The sequence below is a fragment of the Acinetobacter sp. 251-1 genome, from assembly GCF_030329305.1.
In the GTDB taxonomy this organism is placed as follows: domain Bacteria; phylum Pseudomonadota; class Gammaproteobacteria; order Pseudomonadales; family Moraxellaceae; genus Acinetobacter; species Acinetobacter piscicola_A.
This window is the reverse complement of the sequence record NZ_JACANS010000014.1, coordinates 20,890-38,259: the sequence shown is the minus strand read 5'-3', so window position 1 is coordinate 38,259 and position 17,370 is coordinate 20,890. Positions and strand designations below refer to the sequence as shown.

General features: G+C 38.9%; 16 protein-coding genes. 10 read left to right on the top strand and 6 right to left on the bottom strand.

The features are described 5' to 3' along the window. The first annotated feature begins 9 nt into the window (after positions 1 to 9). On the top strand, positions 10 to 450 hold the full coding sequence (dtd, locus tag HX129_RS12590) for a D-aminoacyl-tRNA deacylase (RefSeq protein WP_286436252.1): 441 nt from the start codon (positions 10 to 12) through the stop codon (positions 448 to 450). 454 nt (positions 451 to 904) lie between these two features. Here the strand turns inward: dtd and HX129_RS12585 are convergent, their stop codons facing one another. From HX129_RS12585 to serB, 3 genes are all read right to left on the bottom strand, one after another. Further along, complete coding sequence (locus HX129_RS12585; RefSeq protein WP_174493548.1) at positions 905 to 1,384, bottom strand: SCP-2 sterol transfer family protein; 480 nt, start codon at positions 1,382 to 1,384, stop codon at positions 905 to 907. Positions 1,385 to 1,572: 188 nt separating this feature from the next. Continuing rightward, positions 1,573 to 1,887 (bottom strand): ciprofloxacin tolerance protein AciT, encoded by a 315-nt coding sequence (gene aciT / locus HX129_RS12580; RefSeq protein ID WP_130074873.1) that lies wholly within the window; start codon positions 1,885 to 1,887, stop codon positions 1,573 to 1,575. A 422-nt stretch (positions 1,888 to 2,309) separates the two neighbouring features. Beyond that, positions 2,310 to 3,530 carry a phosphoserine phosphatase SerB gene (gene serB / locus HX129_RS12575; protein ID WP_130074874.1) on the bottom strand — a complete coding sequence of 407 codons (1,221 nt, stop codon included), beginning with the start codon at positions 3,528 to 3,530 and terminating at the stop codon, positions 2,310 to 2,312. A 77-nt stretch (positions 3,531 to 3,607) separates the two neighbouring features. On the opposite strand from serB, the gene HX129_RS12570 reads away from it, so the two are divergent. From HX129_RS12570 to HX129_RS12530, 9 genes are all read left to right on the top strand, one after another. Further along, entirely contained in the window at positions 3,608 to 4,873 is a 1,266-nt protein-coding gene (locus HX129_RS12570) for a hypothetical protein (protein ID WP_130074875.1), read from the top strand. A 293-nt stretch (positions 4,874 to 5,166) separates the two neighbouring features. Beyond that, a complete protein-coding gene (ribBA, locus tag HX129_RS12565; protein ID WP_130074876.1) occupies positions 5,167 to 6,279 on the top strand; it encodes a bifunctional 3,4-dihydroxy-2-butanone-4-phosphate synthase/GTP cyclohydrolase II in 1,113 nt (370 codons plus the stop codon). Positions 6,280 to 6,328: 49 nt separating this feature from the next. Then, positions 6,329 to 6,799 (top strand): 6,7-dimethyl-8-ribityllumazine synthase, encoded by a 471-nt coding sequence (ribH, locus tag HX129_RS12560; RefSeq protein WP_286436249.1) that lies wholly within the window; start codon positions 6,329 to 6,331, stop codon positions 6,797 to 6,799. A gap of 3 nt (positions 6,800 to 6,802) precedes the next feature. Continuing rightward, positions 6,803 to 7,252 carry a transcription antitermination factor NusB gene (nusB, locus tag HX129_RS12555; RefSeq protein ID WP_130074878.1) on the top strand — a complete coding sequence of 150 codons (450 nt, stop codon included), beginning with the start codon at positions 6,803 to 6,805 and terminating at the stop codon, positions 7,250 to 7,252. Between the two features lie 9 nt (positions 7,253 to 7,261). Further along, positions 7,262 to 8,176, top strand: coding sequence for a thiamine-phosphate kinase (thiL, locus tag HX129_RS12550; RefSeq protein WP_286436247.1), 915 nt, complete (start codon positions 7,262 to 7,264; stop codon positions 8,174 to 8,176). Beyond that, a complete protein-coding gene (locus HX129_RS12545; RefSeq protein ID WP_130074880.1) occupies positions 8,154 to 8,669 on the top strand; it encodes a phosphatidylglycerophosphatase A family protein in 516 nt (171 codons plus the stop codon). Before thiL ends, HX129_RS12545 begins: the two co-directional genes overlap by 23 nt. A 24-nt stretch (positions 8,670 to 8,693) precedes the next feature. Further along, the gene (gene glmU / locus HX129_RS12540) at positions 8,694 to 10,058 is read left to right on the top strand and encodes a bifunctional UDP-N-acetylglucosamine diphosphorylase/glucosamine-1-phosphate N-acetyltransferase GlmU (protein WP_286436245.1); all 1,365 of its coding nucleotides are present in this window, start codon (positions 8,694 to 8,696) and stop codon (positions 10,056 to 10,058) included. A 12-nt stretch (positions 10,059 to 10,070) separates the two neighbouring features. Next, positions 10,071 to 11,909, top strand: a complete 1,839-nt coding sequence (gene glmS / locus HX129_RS12535) for a glutamine--fructose-6-phosphate transaminase (isomerizing) (protein ID WP_286436243.1) — start codon at positions 10,071 to 10,073, stop codon at positions 11,907 to 11,909. Positions 11,910 to 11,984: 75 nt separating this feature from the next. Further along, positions 11,985 to 13,355 (top strand): phosphohexomutase domain-containing protein, encoded by a 1,371-nt coding sequence (locus tag HX129_RS12530; protein ID WP_286436241.1) that lies wholly within the window; start codon positions 11,985 to 11,987, stop codon positions 13,353 to 13,355. 68 nt (positions 13,356 to 13,423) lie between these two features. Here HX129_RS12530 and galE read toward each other — a convergent pair whose 3' ends face one another. The 3 genes from galE to HX129_RS12515 are packed head-to-tail and all read right to left on the bottom strand — an operon-like array spanning position 13,424 to position 17,355. Further along, entirely contained in the window at positions 13,424 to 14,443 is a 1,020-nt protein-coding gene (gene galE, locus HX129_RS12525; protein ID WP_286436239.1) for a UDP-glucose 4-epimerase GalE, read from the bottom strand. 12 nt (positions 14,444 to 14,455) lie between these two features. Continuing rightward, a complete protein-coding gene (gene pgi / locus HX129_RS12520) occupies positions 14,456 to 16,111 on the bottom strand; it encodes a glucose-6-phosphate isomerase (RefSeq protein WP_286436237.1) in 1,656 nt (551 codons plus the stop codon). Beyond that, positions 16,108 to 17,355 carry a nucleotide sugar dehydrogenase gene (locus HX129_RS12515; RefSeq protein ID WP_286436235.1) on the bottom strand — a complete coding sequence of 416 codons (1,248 nt, stop codon included), beginning with the start codon at positions 17,353 to 17,355 and terminating at the stop codon, positions 16,108 to 16,110. The genes pgi and HX129_RS12515 overlap by 4 nt, the downstream gene beginning before the upstream one ends. Between the last annotated feature and the right edge of the window lie 15 nt (positions 17,356 to 17,370).

Here is a 17,370-nt window from a genome sequence, read left to right as displayed (position 1 = left end):
GGTTCAAATATGCGTGCGTTATTACAACGGGTTTTACAAGCAAAAGTAGTTGTTGATGGTCAAATCACAGGTGAAATTCAATCGGGTATCTTGGTTTTTTTAGGTCTAGGAAAAGATGATAATTTTGAAAAAGGCAAAAAGCTGATTGATAAAATTTTGAAATATCGTTTTTTTGATGATGAACAAGGCAAAATGGGCTGGAATGTCAGCCAAGCTGGTGGTGGCATTTTACTGGTTTCACAATTTACCCTCATGGCACAAACTCAAAAAGGCTTACGCCCTGATTTTGGTCCTGCGATGCCGCCAAGTGAGGCTGAAGCACTCTATGATCAACTGGTTGAATATGCCAAGACCCAGTTTGAACATATACAAACGGGTGTTTTCGCTGCCGATATGAAAGTTCACTTGGTCAATGATGGACCTGTGACCTTTAATTTAGAAGTGGAATAATCCATATGATTTCGATTGCACAGAAAAATTGATTGAAGTTATAACTTCCAATGTTAGGTCAATTTTCACTTGGAGTTGACCTACTTGTGCTCTTTTCAATCACAAAGTCCATATGCTTTCGATACGTCAGTCCTTGCTGATCTATCACCTCAATCATCAAGTCTGTATCTTGTGAACTTGGTCAATACTGATGCAGTGTTAAAAATGCAGGTAACTATTGATTAAAGTAAAACTGACCTTTTGATAAATCCCCCCTAACTTCAACAATGTGTGTCACGGTTTTATTCAAAATATAGAGATCAATTAAAGTTGTGGCAGGTGTTGGTTTTAACTGGGCACATCCGTTGAATAGACGATTAGAAAATAAAATTAAATACATATTTTTTATTTTCATTCTTTTATTTAGTAAGAAACTGATGCGTTTTAATCACCAGTTTCTATACGTCAAGCAAAATTAGCGACCTGTCTTTTCTTTAAGAAACTGACGCGCCAAGGCAATTTTTTCTTTCACTGGTTTTGGTACTTTAGGTGGAATCAATTTAGCCACTTGGTTAAACCAAACCAATAAGCTGAAATCACCTTCCATTTTGATGCTGCCATTTTGCATGCCTGTCATGAATGCACTTGGATCACCTTTGACTAAAGTTTTGACCCCTTGCTCACTGTCTGCAAACTGTAGAATAAAGTCAGCTTTTTCTGCATTTCCTGCAACGGATTCGATTTGACCGTTATTGACAATGATTTGACGAGCAACGCCTGTATCTGTGCCAATTTCAATACGGAATTGACGGTCATGGGTCAATTCAATAAATTTTGGACTTGTACGTGCCAGTTGTTTCATACGTAATGCTAAGCCGAGTACCAAAAGATCTAAAGGATCAGTACTTGCATCAACAATAGGTAACTTTACAACGGGTATTGAAGAAAGTTTCATGACATTTTAGCCTGTTGTTTTAATATAAAAAATCTACTCATTATCCTAGCATAACTTATTATTTCTAAGACAAAGCTTCTAACAAAAGTATACGCAGAAAAAAGGTATATCATTCGATATACCTTTTAAATGTCTTTTATGATTATTTTATTGAACTCTAAAGTCAGTCATGCTCAGAACATCGGCTTTTATTCATCTTCATAAACAGGCGTATGCTCAATATATTGGCGATTTTGCAATGCCTTTTGTGCCAATTTGTCTGCGCGTAACAAAACCACAATCAGTGCACTCATTGCCACAAGGATCGCTGTTAAATAACTATAAGATACCGATAATTCAAAAAAACTTTGCACATTAAACCGTATCGCCTCTAATATGCCCCAGAACACCATTCCAGCAAACATAAATCCCAACCAATGACGATAAGGAGAAAAGAACACAGTCACCAACGCTACGGCAATCAGACCAAATCCAATCAATGTTGCCCATGTCGCTGCTACCATAACAACCTCCGTCAAAATGAAGTGTCCACTTCTGAATTAAAGTGATACACCACAATTTTCATCAAGCCAATCTTTTTTTCTTTGCAATTTTACCAAAGCTTATGTTGTGCATTATGGCGATTTTTTTTTAGAAGAAAATACCTGTTTTTAGGTAAAACGACATACTTTGTCGTCATATTATTTTGTCATTACATTTTTTTATTTTGTATTTTGCATGCATGCTAATCTTTGCCTGTGCTCCCGTGTCATTACAAAAAAATACAAAGCCATTTTTTGATAAAAATAACTTTTTCCTATCTGCTCAATCTATAATCTGAAGATTGAGATAATTTTTACATTCACAATAAAAAACAATATTTTTCAATAAAAAAAGAGCAACGTTACGCTGCTCTTTTTCATCAGACTGACATATTTAGAGCCACTTAAGCACGGCTTAAATCTTTGTCATGTACACCGAGTAAATATAAAACACCATCTAAGCCGACACTTGAAATCGCTTGATTGGCATTTTGACGAACCAACGGTTTTGCACGGAAAGCAACGCCTAAACCTGCTATTGAAAGCATTGGCAAGTCATTTGCACCATCCCCTACCGCAATTGCTTGCTCAAGTGAAATACCCATTTTTTCAGCCAATTCAGTCAATAAAAGCGCCTTACGTGCACCATCAACAATATGACCTTTGACTTCACCTGTCACTATGCCGTCTTGCACATCCAAAATATTAGCATGCACTTCATCAATACCCAGTTTTGCTTGCAAATATTCAGCAAAATACTGGAAGCCACCAGAGAGAATAGCTGTTTTATAACCCAATGATTTTAAGGTTTTAATTAAACGCTCAGCACCCTCTGTTACCGTTAAGCGTTCTGCAATTTTAGGTAAAACTGCCGCATCTAAGCCTTTCAACAAGGCGACACGAGCACGGAAACTTTGCTGAAAATCCAATTCACCTTGCATGGCACGCTCAGTAATTTCAGCCACTTGTTCACCAACACCCGCTTCGATGGCAAGTTCATCAATGACTTCTTGCTCAATTAAAGTAGAATCCATGTCAAAACAAACTAAACGGCGGTTACGACGATAAGCGTTGTCTTCTTGAACTGCGACATCGATACTCGATTCTGCAGAAAGTCGTAAACATGCTGCACGCATCGCTTGTGCATCCAACATTTGACCTTTCAAACCAAATTGGACACAAGAACGTTTAGGTTCATGATCATGTTCTTCTCTTTCAGGGCGTCCTGAAAGACGAGTGACTGTTTCAATATTAAAACCTTGACTCGACACAATATTTGTTACTGCTTGTAAATGAGCAGCCGTCAGTTCAGGCGCTAAAGCCGTCACAATATAACGGGTTCGGCCACCTTCGCTTACCCATTGATCATATTCCGCACCTGTAATTGGCTTAAATCGAACAGTGAGTCCAATATCGTGTGCTAAAATAAGGATATCTTTCATGGCTAAAGCCGTGGCGGTTTGGTCATCTGACGAAACCACAATCCCTAAAGTCAACTGGTTATGAATGACTGCCTGCCCTACATCTAATATTTGCAAAGAATGTACGGACAACACTTGCATTAATCGAGTAAACTGATTGGGTTGGTCAGGTCCTAAAAATGATATAAGAATGATTTCTCGCATGAATTGACTCGGGTCTGAGCTACAACTATTGTTAGAATCATAATCGAAATCGAATATTTTTTCTTTGGAAGTTTAAGTTGAATGCGCCAAGACAAGGGCTATTTGCTAGCCTACTCATTATAAGTTTTGCTTTACATACCTTTTTGATGGTAATTGCAACAACTCATCAACTCAATGCGAACCGCGCAAACCAAGGTCAACTCATGACCAGTCAATTGGTTGCAGATAGTCTTTCTGAGCTTGAACCTGCCAATACAGTCTCTTTAGCCCTGCTGGCAAATCGTTATGCCACGAACCCTAGTGTCGCTTCGATTCGCATTTTAGATGCGCAAAAGCAAGTACTTGCAACAAGCGGTTTAGCCAAAACACGTCAAGGTGAGGTGTTTGTACGTGATGCATTACAAAATGAGAAAAAAGTGGGTAGCATTGAAATCACCTTAATTAAACCTAGCATTGGTGAGATTTTAAGAACTCAATGGTTGGCGATTTTGGTTTCATTTATTATTCATGCTTTGATTTGGCTTGCTTATCGTGCCATTGCTCGTCCAACACGTAGTGAATTATTAGCACGTTTCAATAAAGAAGCTCGCCTAAAACATGAGATTCAACAACTTTTAGAAGCTTTAGAAGCTGAAAAAGCAGATAAAACCTTAGCCATTGCACAAGCTAAACAACAGGTAAAACCAAAACCACTAAAAGTAGAGATACCAGCTGATTTTGATCACCAACAAGCAGTAATTGCGTTAAATATCCAATACTATGATCCAAAACAGTTAATGAATACTGTTAACCAATCAGTGTCGGTACCCTATTTTAATTTATGCCAAATTTTCTTAAATAAAAGTATAGAGTTATCAGCACAACACTTTAAGCTCAACTCTAAAGACTTTGTGGTACATCAAGAGTTTAATCAACAAGGTGCTTTGCTCACTGTGGCCGCAGATAAACCAAATGCTGCACATTGTATTCTAATGATTGGATCTGTATTTCAACTTTTATCAGAGGTGTTATATAAGCGTTATCGTGAAGATAAACGTTTTGTTTTACAAACACGTTGTGCTGTAACTACCGAAGTTGAAGCTATGCAACTTGATGCCATGCAAGCTGCAGATCGTTTGACTCATCATTTAATTGCCAAAGAAATGGCACTCTATTTAAGTAATGACTTACTCAAACAGATTGGTGAAAATTATCAATTGGTGTCTATGCCAAATCCTACCAACGTACTGACACGCCATGCCTTTATGATTAATGGGATGAATGCCGAATCTGCAGAAATTGCACAAAATCTTCGCACTGAAATTTTAAAAGGTAAAAAAAGAAACGTAAGTACAGCGGTTTAAAATTCTATTTAATCGACAAATAAAAAAGCATGTTCAAAATGAATGTGCTTTTTTATGGATATTTATTTTTATAATATTCAATAATGATTTTTTGCTAAACAAATGTTGAAAGATTAAACAAATTTGCACTAAAAAGAACTGTATCTACTTTTCATTTCCCTACAGCCTTGTGTATAACTATGTTTCTCAAAGGAATGTGATAAGCATAGGCAAACTACCATAAAACACGGTAGACTATGTCACAATGAATTAAATGAAAATGTCACATAGACAGAACAAAAAGGTGAAGCTTGATGGCGCTCAATACTGTTGAAGAGCTTGTAGCAGATATTCGTGCAGGAAAAATGGTCATCCTGATGGATGATGAAGATCGTGAGAATGAAGGTGATTTGGTCATTGCTGCAACTCATGTACGTCCTGAAGACATCAACTTTATGATTACCCATGCTCGTGGATTGGTTTGTCTGACTCTAAGCCGTGACCGTTGCAAGCAATTAGACTTACCTTTAATGGTCGATAGTAATGGCGCGCAACACGGCACCAACTTTACGTTGTCCATTGAAGCTGCTGAAGGCATTACTACAGGTATTTCTGCTGCAGAACGTGCGCATACCATTCAGACGGCTGTTGCTGCACATGCCAAACCAACTGACATTGTTCAACCTGGGCATATTTTCCCGCTCATGGCGCAGCCAGGTGGCGTATTGCACCGTGCAGGACATACTGAAGCAGGCTGTGATTTGGCTCGCTTAGCTGGACTTGAACCAGCATCTGTCATTTGCGAAATTATCAATGAAGACGGTACGATGGCACGTCGTCCTGATCTTGAAGTATTTGCTGAAAAACATGGCATAAAAATGGGGACGATTGCCGATCTGATTCATTATCGTATGACCAATGAACAGACCGTTGAACATTTAGACCATCAAGAAATTGAAACCGAATACGGTACATTTAATTTGCACCGTTATCGTGAAATTGGTAATCCAGACATTCATCTTGCTTTGGTGAAAGGCGAGCCGAAAGACGGCGTAACTACAGTTCGTGTACATGGCTTTAATCCAGCTCGAGATTTGTTAAAACTCAACAAGAAAGATGGTGAGCCTGCATGGAACTTAGACAAAGCGCTCAAAACCATTGCCCATAGTGAGCGCGGAATTTTGGTGTGGATTGGTCAACGCCATTTGTCTGATTTAGGACCTGCGCTAGAAGCATTAAGCAAGCCAAAACCAACCAAATCCAATGCTGCACTTTCTCAACAATATCAAACTATTGGTGTCGGTGCGCAAATTTTACGTGATTTAGGTGTTGAGAAAATGAAATTGCTCAGTTCACCATTACGTTTTAACGCATTATCAGGTTTTAATTTGGAAGTGGTAGAATACGTTACCGCTGATCAAGCTTAAGCATTTTGCATATATTCAATTATTGATCTATTAAATCATCGAGGTTGCTATGGCGATTCGCCGAATTGAAGGTTTGTTACATCTCGCGAGCGAAGACCGTTACGCGATTTTAGTTGGTCGTTTTAACAGCTTTGTTGTTGAACATTTATTAGAAGGTGCAATTGATACATTGCATCGCCATGGTGTTAGCGACGATAATATCACTGTCGTTCATGCACCTGGCGCATGGGAGCTCCCTGTAGTTGCAAAAAAACTTGCAAGCTCTGGTAAATTCGATGCTGTAATCGCACTTGGCGCAGTCATTCGTGGAAGTACACCACATTTTGACTTTGTTGCAGGTGAGTGTGCCAAAGGTTTAGGTGTGGTTGGTCTAGAGACTGGCTTACCTGTAATCAATGGTGTATTGACTACGGACAGTATTGAACAGGCGATTGAACGCTCTGGTACAAAAGCAGGTAATAAAGGTGGTGAAGCTGCCCTTACTGCAATTGAAATGGTTAACCTGTTAAAGGCAATTTAAAGCATGTCGCAAACACTCCAAGCTACTTATGCAGCAAAACGTAAAGCACGTCGTTTTGCTGTACAAGGGATTTATGAATGGCAAATGAGCCACAACCCTGTGCATGAAATCGAAGCACGTACGCGCGCTGACAATGCGATGCATAAAGTGGATCTCAGCTATTATCATGAGTTGCTCACAGCCGTGATCGCAAACCATGAGGCATTGGATGCTTTACTTATTCCAGTTCTTGATCGTGAGATCGAAGCATTGGATGGCGTTGAACTTGCAACATTGCGTTTAGGCGCATATGAACTCAAAGATCATCTTGAAGTTCCATATCGTGTTGTTTTAGACGAAGCAATTGAACTTGCAAAACACTTTGGTGGTGCAGACAGTCATAAATACATCAATGGTGTATTAGACCGTTTAGCAACAAGCCTGCGTGAAGCAGAAAAGCAACAAGCAAAATAACTTGTGGTTATGGCTGAGTTCTCAATTATCGATACCTATTTTAACCGTCAATCTACGGATGTAGATTTAGGTGTCGGTGATGACTCAGCACTGCTTTCTCCTCCATGTAATCAACAATTAGTGATTTGTACTGACACACTGGTTGCAGGTCGGCATTTTCCTTTAAATACTTCTGCTCATGCCATAGGTTGGAAATCTGTTGCTGTCAATTTATCTGACATTGCTGCAATGGGTGCAAAACCGCATAGTATTCTGCTCGCATTGAGCCTACCCCAAATTGATCATGCTTGGCTCAAAGATTTTAGTCAGGGTTTATATGATTGTTGCGATCAATTTGGTGTACGTTTAATCGGTGGTGACACCACACAAAGTCCACATCTCACCATTACAGTTACTGCACTCGGCTGGATTGAGACAGGTCAAGCCGTGACGCGTTCAGGTGCGAAAGTCGATGATCTTGTCGTAGTCAGTGGTACTGTGGGCGATGCTGCATTTGCACTCGAGCATTTAGGGCATCCCTTACAACAACGTTTGGACTACCCCACCCCCCGCTGCGAACTGGGGATGCTGTTAAAAAATCTTGCACATAGCATGCTTGATATCTCTGATGGTTTGGCACAAGATTTAGGACATATTCTTGATGCATCAGGTGTTGGCGCAAGTTTAAACTTAGACCAACTCCCTATAAATGCAGCACTTCACAGCTTGGCCTTAGAAAAACAGTGGGAATACGCGCTTTCGGGTGGCGATGACTATGAGTTATGCTTTACAATAAGTCAGCAAAACTATCAAAAACTTTTGCAATTACAACCCAATGTTAAGACTACAATCATCGGGAAAATTAAGGCACAACACGGACTCACATTTGAAAAAGATGGCTTAGATCATCCTCTTCACTTTCATGGATATCAACACTTTGCATAAACCTCCTATTATCTTTAAAGAGATGACTTGGTCTGAACGCTTTATTGTGTTCTGCGGTGTTGGTTTTGGCTCAGGCCTAGCCCCCAAAGCACCCGGTACTTTCGGTTCAGCCTTTGCCTTATTATTCATTCCTCTTTGGCTTATGCTTGGCTTTTATGCTTCTGTAGCTGTCATCATTCTCATGTCATTCATTGGTATTTATATTTGTGGGCAAACTGCAAAGATTATTCACGTGCATGATGATGGACGCATTGTTTGGGATGAATTTGCAGGGCAATCAATTACTTTTCTTCCTCTGATTTATTTAGGGGAAATGAATTGGTTATGGGCATTGATTGGTTTTGCTTTATTCCGTTTGTTTGATGTGTGGAAACCTTGGCCGATTCGTGTCATTGACCAGCGAGTTGATGGCGGCTTTGGCATCATGTTTGATGACATCATTGCTGGAATTTGGGCTGCGTTGTGTATTGCGATTTATTTTTATTTTATTTGATTTAAATTTATTATCAGGTGTTATATGTCAACAACTGTAATCATTCTTGCTGCTGGTAAAGGAACACGTATGCGTTCTAGCCTGCCTAAAGTATTACAACCTTTAGCTGGACGTCCTTTACTGGGTCATGTGATTGAAACAGCGAAACAGTTACATGCAAAAAATATAATTACAATTTTTGGGCATGGTGGACATTTAGTTCAAAATGCATTTGCTGATGAAAATGTGCAATGGGTTGAACAAACTGAACAACTCGGTACAGGACATGCGGTAAAAGTCACTTTACCCGTACTTCCTACAGAAGGGATGTCTTTAATTTTGTCAGGTGATGTACCTTGTGTACAACACAGCACTTTGCAACGTCTAATTGACGTCTCTTATACATCTGGCATTGGTTTAGTCACGCTCACTTTAGATGATTCTACAGGCTATGGTCGTATTGTTCGTAAAGATGGAAAAATTCAAGCCATTGTTGAACATAAAGATGCATCTGATGAGCAACGCCAAATCAAGGAAATTAACACAGGTATTTACTGTGTCAGCAATGCTAAATTGCATGAATGGTTACCAAAACTGAGTAACGACAATGCCCAAGGTGAATATTACCTCACCGACATCGTTGCTATGGCATTGGCTGATGGCATGGAAATCGCCTCAATTCAACCTGAACTCGCTTTTGAAGTTGAAGGCGTGAATGACCGTCTACAACTTGCTGCATTAGAACGTGAATTCCAAAATCACCAAGCAAAATTGTTGATGCAACAAGGTGTGCATATTATTGATCCACAACGTTTTGACCTTCGTGGAAAACTCAAAACAGGCAATGATGTTCGTATTGATATCAATGTGATCATTGAAGGTGACTGTGAGTTCGGCGATCATGTCGAAATTGGCGCAGGTTGTATTATTAAAAATACTAAAATTGCTGCTGGCACCAAAGTTCAACCTTATAGCATTTTTGACAATGCCATTGTTGGAGAACAAGTTCAAATTGGACCATTTGCACGTTTACGCCCAGGTGCAAAATTAGCCAATGAAGTACATATTGGCAACTTTGTTGAAGTGAAAAATACGTCTATTGGTTTTGCATCTAAAGCCAATCATTTTGCTTATCTTGGTGACGCTGAAATTGGCGCTGAATCCAATATTGGTGCAGGAACAATCACGTGTAACTATGACGGTGCCAACAAACATAAAACCATTATTGGTAATCATGCCTTTGTCGGTACAAATAACTCATTGGTTGCACCTGTCACGATTGGCAACGGTGCAACAACCGGTGCAGGCTCAGTGATCACGCATGATGTTGCAGACAACAGCCTTGCATTTGAACGAGCAAAACAAATTTCTAAAGAAAATTATCAGCGTCCCCAAAAGGTCAAGAAATAAGAGGATATAACTATGTGTGGTATTGTTGGTGGCGTTGCAGAACGTAGTATTACAAATATTTTAATCGAAGGTCTAAAACGCCTCGAATATCGTGGTTATGACTCTGCGGGTGTTGCACTCGTTGATCACGGTCAAATTTTACGTGAACGTCGTGTAGGTAAAGTTGCAAACCTTGAACAAGCCGTGAATGAAGCAGATATTATCGGTTCACTTGGGATTGCTCATACACGTTGGGCAACGCATGGTAAACCAACTGAAAACAATGCGCATCCGCATATTTCTGGTGATGTAGCTGTTGTTCATAATGGTATTATTGAAAATTATCAAGAACTTAAAAATAACTTAGAAGCTTTAGGTTATGTATTTACCTCACAAACAGATACTGAGGTTGTTGCTCATTTAGTCCATGAAGCACTCAAAACAATTCCAGATTTATTGAAAGCGGTAGAGAGCATCGTACCTCAACTTAAAGGTGCCTATGCCTTAGGTATTGTACATACTGCACATCCTGATGAATTGATCACAGTTCGTGAAGGTTCACCACTTGTGATTGGTGTCGGTATTGGTGAAAACTTTATTAGCTCTGATCAATTGGCATTACTTCCGATTACCAATCGCTTTATGTACCTTGAAGAAGGTGATATTGCACGTTTAACACGCAATAGCATTGAAGTATTTGTAAATGGACAGTTGGTTGAACGCCCAATTAAAGAACTAGATGCAACGGTCAGTAATGCATCAAAAGGTGAATACAAGCACTACATGCTCAAAGAAATTTATGAGCAACCCGAAGCGATTCAGCAAACCATTTCTCAAGCACTCAATGGCAATGCGCTACGTGATGATTTCTTAAAAAATGCGGAAGCGGATTTCAATACCATTCAACAAGTTCAAATCATCGCTTGTGGTACCAGTTACCATGCAGGCATGATTGCCAAATATTGGTTCGAGCAAATTATTGATTTACCTTGCCAAGTTGAAATTGCAAGTGAATTCCGCTATCGCTCACCTGTCATTGTAGGCAATACATTATATGTATGTATTTCTCAATCAGGTGAAACAGCGGATACTTTAGCCGCATTACGTGATACGCAAAAACGTGCAGCAGCGAAAAATCTATCTATTTCAACCATGACGATTTGTAACGTTGCAACATCATCAATGGTTCGTGAAACCAATCACCATCTACTCACACTTGCTGGTCCTGAAATTGGGGTTGCTTCAACAAAAGCATTTACCACTCAGCTTGCTGCGTTAATGTTGTTGATCTTAAAAATTGGTCAAGTGAAAAATTCAATTTCTGCTGAAAATATGGCGGAAATTACAACCGCTTTATGGCATACACCAAAAGTTATTTTAGATACTTTACAAGGTGACAAAGCAATTTTACGCTTGTCAGAACTCTTTAAAGAAAAACAACATTGTTTATTCTTAGGGCGCGGCACGGAGTTCCCTATTGCGCTTGAAGGTGCTTTAAAGCTCAAAGAAATTTCATATATTCATGCTGAAGGTTATGCTGCTGGCGAACTTAAACATGGTCCACTGGCTTTAGTGGATAATGATATGCCTGTGGTTATTCTCGCGCCAAACGATGATATGTTAGATAAGTTAAAATCTAATATGGAAGAAGTTCAAGCACGTGGTGGTGAACTCTTTGTCTTTGCAGATGAAAACAGTGGTATTGTGGAAAAAGATCGTCAACATGTTGTGTATATTCCAACCACAAATCATTGGTTAGCCCCTATTGTTTATAGTATTCCAGTACAACTTTTGTCGTATCATGTTGCTGTATTACGTGGTACAGATGTCGATCAACCTCGTAACTTGGCAAAATCTGTCACTGTAGAATAATTAAGTAATAGTGAAAAATTACTCTGATATAGGCTGGATATAAACCAGCCTTTTCTTTATCAAACGAGAGAAGATATGAGCCAACTCACTTGCTTTAAAGCTTATGATATCCGTGGAAAACTCGGCACAGAACTCAATAACGATATTGCATATAAAATCGGTCGTGCTTATGGGCAAATTTATCAACCTAAAACTGTAGTTGTCGGTTGTGATGTTCGCTTAACCAGTGAAGCACTCAAACAAGCCACCATCCGTGGTTTAAATGATGCAGGTGTTGATGTTCTTGATTTAGGTATGACAGGTACAGAAGAAGTTTATTTCGGTGCTTTTCACTTAGATGTTCAAGGTGGGATTGAAATCACAGCCAGTCATAATCCGATGGATTATAATGGCATGAAATTAGTGCGTGAAAATGCACGACCAATCAGTGCAGATACCGGCTTAAAAGACATTCAAGCTTTGGCTGAGACAGAACAATTTAAAGACGTTGCCAAAAAAGGAACCACTCAAAAATATAATATTTTGCCTGAGTTCATCGAGCATTTAATTACCTATATTGATCCAAGTAAAATTCGTCCATTAAAATTAGTCATGAATGCAGGCAATGGTGCAGCAGGTCATGTTGTTGATGCTATTGAAGAAAAATTCAAACAGCTGAGTATTCCTGTTGAATTCATTAAAATTCACAATGATGCAGATGGTCACTTTCCAAATGGGATTCCTAACCCAATTTTAGTGGAAAACCGCGATAGTACCCGTAATGCTGTACTTGAACATCAGGCAGATATGGGGATCGCATGGGATGGTGACTTTGACCGCTGCTTCCTTTTTGATGAAAAAGGTCAATTTATCGAAGGCTATTATATTGTAGGTCTACTTGCCCAAGCATTTTTACTGAAACAGTCAGGCGAAAAAATTGTGCACGATCCTCGTTTAGTGTGGAATACGTTTGATATTGTTGAAAAATATCAGGGAACAGCAATTCAATCTAAATCAGGGCATGCTTTTATTAAAGATGTGATGCGTGAACATAATGCGGTTTATGGTGGAGAAATGAGTGCACACCACTATTTCCGCGATTTTTCATATTGTGACAGCGGTATGATTCCTTGGTTATTGGCAATTTCAGTGCTTTCAGAGACCCATCTATCTTTATCTACACTGGTCGAAGATATGATTGAAAAATTCCCTTGTAGTGGTGAAATCAACTTTAAAGTCGCTGATACTCAACAGACGATTCACAAGATATTTGACTATTTTGCAGATCAAAATCCAAAAATTGACCAAACTGACGGTGTGAGTTTAGATTTTGGCGCTTGGCGTTTAAATGTTCGTGCTTCAAATACAGAGCCTTTATTACGCCTCAATATTGAAAGTCGTCAGGATAAAAATCCAAAACCAATGCAAGCTTATGTCGATGAATTAACGACTTTAATTCAAGGATAATCTGATTTTCATCAGAAATTTTGCTAAAAATGGGAGCAATCAGCTCCCATTTTTAAATACTTAAAAAATTATTTTTTATATCCTTCCGGATTTTGCTTTTGCCAATTCCAACTATCTATCAGCATATCTTCTAAACTATATTCAGCAACCCAACCAAGTTCGGTTTGTGCTCTTGTACTATCTGCGTAAAAACTCGCCAAATCACCAAATCGTCTTTCAACAAATTCAAAAGGAATCTTTCTGTCATTTGCTTTTTCAAACGTATTTTTCATCTGTAATACAGAAATAGGCTGCCCAGTACCAATATTCCAAGCTCTACAACCTTTTGAATTTAAACGATGATCAAGTGCTAATAAATGTGCCTTAGCTAAATCCATGACGTGAATATAATCACGTTCACAAGTTCCATCTTGGGTTGCATAATCTTGACCAAAAATAGACAGCTTTTCACGGCGACCTACAGCAACTTGGGTAATAAACGGCATTAGATTATTAGGAATCCCTTGTGGATCTTCACCAATACGACCACTTTTATGTGCACCAATAGGATTAAAATAACGCAATAATGCAATTGACCAACGCTCATCTGCCAAAGATAATTTTTCTAACATTTGTTCAACGATAAGCTTTGTATAACCATAGTTATTTGTAGGCATACCCAGTGGCATATTTTCTTGATAAGGTGAGGAGTTACTTTCACCATACACTGTTGCAGATGAACTAAAGACTAAATGAAAGACTTCAGCACGTTGCATGGCTTGAACCAAGCTAATCGAACCCGCAATATTATTATCAAAATAAGTCAATGGAATTTGCTGACTTTCACCTACAGCTTTGAGTCCTGCGAAATGAATCACAGCATCAATTTTATGCGTTGCAAACACTTGATCTAAAGTAGAGGCATCACGAATATCCCCCTCAACAAAAGTCAAACTTTTTGCTGTGAGCTCTTGCACACGGAGTAGCGCTTCTTCAGAACTGTTAGATAAATTATCGAGTACAAAAACAGAATGACCCGCATTCAGTAGCTCTACACAAGTATGTGAACCGATGTATCCTGCACCACCTGTCACTAAAATGTTTGCCATAATAAAACGCTGTTATTTTTGAAGAAGGATTTTGATTAAACCTTGTGTTGATGCATCCAAGGCAGATAAGTCATGTTGCTGCTGATTTAAAATAGGCAATAATTGATTGGCAATTTCCTTACCTTTCTCAACCCCCCACTGATCAAAAGGATTAATATTCCATATCACAGATTGTACAAACACTTTATGTTCATATAAAGCAATTAACATCCCCAAACTGTAAGGACTTAATTCTTTCATGAGAAGTGTGGTACTCGGTTGATTCCCTGTATATTGTTTATATTTAGGTAAATCGGTCAGCTCTTTTTGATCCAGTGCTTGATTACCGAAGGCCAATAAACGTGACTGTGCTAAACAATTCGATAATGCTAAATGATGTTGTTCAATCAATGCTTCTGCATTTTGGGCATAAGTAAATTGATTGGCATTATAACGATGAACAGGGGCAATAAAATCACAGCTCACTGAATGTGTGCCTTGATGCAATAATTGATAAAAGGCATGCTGTGCATTTGGTCCCACTTCGCCCCATAAAATCGGACAAGTATCATATTCTACCTGTTCATTATTACGCTGAATGGATTTTCCATTCGATTCCATTTCTAATTGTTGTAAATAAGCTGCAAAGTATTTTAAACGCCCATCATAGGGCAACACAGCATGGGTCTGGATGTTTAAAAAGTTATTATTCCAAACACCGAGCATACCCATTAACACAGGTAAATTTTCTGAAAATTCAGCATTTTGGAAATGCTCGTCGATCGCATACGCACCCGCAAGGAGTTGTTTAAAACCATCTACACCAATCGTCAATGCAATCGGTAAACCAATGCATGACCACAGCGAATAACGACCACCCACCCAATCCCACAGCAGCAACTGATTTTCAGGCGCGATCCCCCATGCCGTCATTTTTTCAGGTTTGGTCGAAACACCAATAAAGTGATTTTTTAAAACTCCTTCACACTGCCCTAAAGACTTTTCTAACCATTGGCGTACCGTTTGTGCATTCGATAATGTATCGATCGTACCAAAAGACTTGGAAGAAATAATAAATAACGTCGTTTCAGGACGTAACTGATGCAACAGTTCTGAAAGCTGACTGCCATCCATGGTTGAAACAAAATGAACATGCAGAGGCTTGGTCGTATGCACCTGATAATCAGATAGTGCATGTGTAACCATTAAAGGTCCTAAATCTGAGCCACCTACACCAATATTCACCACATCTTGGATTACTTCACCGGTTACTCCACGATATTGTCCCGCATGAATTTTTCCAACCATGCGATACATGCGCTCTAACTGTTCATGTACAGCCTGTACAATTTTACTATTTTTTTTATTTTCAGATGGTTGTCGCAAAGCCCAATGCATTGCAGCACGCTGCTCTGTATAGTTAATCAGCTCTTCCGAAAATAAACGCTGAATCCATTGTGCTAATTTTTTTGATTCAGCAAATTGTATTAAATTTTTAAAAATCGCCTGATCAATACGATGCTTACTGAAATCAAAAGTTAAATCTTGATACTGTACAGAATACTGTTCAAAACGCTGTGTTTCTTTTTCAAACAATTCATTTAAATGGATTTTTTTTTGTGCTTCAGCCAATTGGCTCAGTTGTTCTCTAAGCTCTGTCACTACAGAAAATTGTTCAATATGACTCATGAACGCCCTACTCCTTGGTATGCAAAGCCTTGTGATTTCACATAAGCGGGATCATAAATATTACGACCATCTAAAATCAAAGGATGCTGCATTTTCTGCTTAAGTTGCAGGTAATCTGGACTCCAATATTGCGCCCAAGCGGTCATCAAGCACAATGCATCTGCATGCTCAACGGCTTGGTATTGATCTTCACATAAAATCAGATCAGCACGCGTGCCATACATATTGTCAATTTCTTTTAATGCTTGCGGGTCATGTAATTTTACGATTACACCTTGTGCCCATAAAGCTTGTAGCATCGCATGAATCGGTGCATTTTGAATACTTGAGGTATTTTCTTTAAAAGAAGCGCCCCAAATGGCAACAGTTTTGCCTTTTAAATGGCTATGGTAATAATTCCATAACTTTCTAAATAAAACTTCTTTTTGTTGCTCGTTAATTGCCCAGACTTGTTGCAATAAATGACTATGAACCCCCATATCCGCCACAGTATTCGACAAAGTTAAGATATCATGCGAAAAATTCTCACCACCAAAACCTGCACCGGGGGATAAATACGTTGCACCGATGCGCGTATCAGCGGCTAAGCCTTGCTGGACATTACGAATATCAATCCCTAATTTTTCTGATACAGATGCCAAATCATTCATATAACTAATACGGGTCGCCAACATGCCCGAAATGCTGAGTTTGGTAAATTCAGCATCCAAAATTGGCATAAATAAAAATTGATGTTGCAGCTGAAAAATAGGACGGAGTAATTCAGACATCAGATTTTGAGTTTCTTCTTGCTCCACACCCACAATCACTTGTTTCAACTGCGTAAAACTCTGAATTGCATTACCTTCTTGAATGACATCAGGTAAATATGCCCAATAATCCTGAGATAAAATACTTTTTAATTTTTCAGTGCCCTGCAATCCAAAGGTTGAACCATTAATCATCAATTTAGGATGAATGAACGGAGATAAGCTAATCTTTTTTGCAATATTTAAAGCAATATCAACTTCTGTCGGTGTAAATGAAAATAAATAAACATCTTGATCTAAATTCAGTTGATCCACATCAACAATATTTAGAAAACCAAGCTGAGCTTGGCGTTCAATCAACTGGTTGACTTGCTCATCCTGATAATTCAGTGTTTTTTGTGAATTTAAACACCACGACACTTGATGACCAAATTCAGCCATCAAACCTGCCAGTACGCCTGCTTGTAAAGTCGTACCAAAAACACTAATTTTCATTGATCACCTAATTTT